The organism is Lactococcus sp. EKM203L, from assembly GCF_011800585.1.
Lineage (GTDB): Bacteria > Bacillota > Bacilli > Lactobacillales > Streptococcaceae > Lactococcus > Lactococcus lactis.
Window position 1 is genome coordinate 1 of record NZ_JAALEQ010000045.1, and the last position, 426, is coordinate 426.

A 426-nucleotide genomic window follows, 5' to 3' on the forward strand; every position below is an offset into this window, starting at 1 on the left:
TACTATTCGATAATTACCAGCAATAGTTTGAACAATTAACTGTGGTATTTCATCATATGTTACTCTGGAAAACTCTAACAATGTACCACCCATATTTCTGTACATAAGACCCTTACTAGTAAGTTCAAAATCATATTTGTCCAACTCATCCGCAATGCTTTTCGGAATCGTGAGCTGGGGTTGTGCAAGTTCATCTAATAATTCAGATGCTGCTTTAACTGCAACATCTTTTGGAACATAGAAAGTTCCATCTCTTGTTTCAATCCCAAAGTTTAGCTCATTTTCAAATTTTAGAAGTCTTTCTTCTTCACTCATCGCCGCTCCCTTCATTTCCAAGTGTATTCAAATTGTTCAGTTTTGATGGTATTTCCGTCCAAATCTAAGACGTTTCGGAAAAGTCTAGCGGAATATCCCCACTTCCACTTC

The 426-nt window shown here is 36.9% G+C and carries 1 protein-coding gene; it reads right to left on the bottom strand.

Annotated features, from left to right (window positions below):
* Positions 1-315, bottom strand: a 315-nt coding sequence (locus HFD15_RS14020; protein ID WP_167595005.1) for a hypothetical protein, incomplete at its 3' end; no start/stop codon positions are given.
* Positions 316-426: the final 111 nt, after the last annotated feature.